Origin of the sequence: Faecalibacterium sp. AM43-5AT (assembly GCF_003603345.1) — a bacterium.
Classification (GTDB): domain Bacteria; phylum Bacillota; class Clostridia; order Oscillospirales; family Ruminococcaceae; genus Faecalibacterium; species Faecalibacterium taiwanense.
Genome location: NZ_QVGZ01000044.1, coordinates 1 through 291 on the forward strand (window position 1 = coordinate 1; position 291 = coordinate 291).

Consider the following 291-nt stretch of genomic DNA (forward strand, 5'->3'; position numbering starts at 1 on the left):
CGGCATCTTAGCGGGCAGCCATTACAGTTATGTGCCCTGTATCTTGATATGGTCTGCACAAAACCGTTGTCTGTTATCCTCTTTGCATCGGAGAGTCTTTTCATTCTCTGTCCCATCGGACAGTACATGCCGTCGGTTTCTTCATTATAATAAAAGTTGGAAGACAGAAACGGGTCGTTCCGGAAGTTCCTTTTCTGTTCCTTATGAAAATAGTTGTACTTTATAAAGGTTTCAATGCCATGTCTGAAGGCATACAGATAGTTCTCCTCACTCCCGTATCCGGCATCGCAG

Annotated in this window: 1 protein-coding gene; it reads right to left on the reverse strand. The window is 44.3% G+C overall.

Translation table 11 applies throughout. The features are described 5' to 3' along the window. A partial coding sequence (locus tag DW937_RS15100; protein WP_207666670.1) for a transposase occupies positions 1-291 on the reverse strand: 291 nt, incomplete at both ends.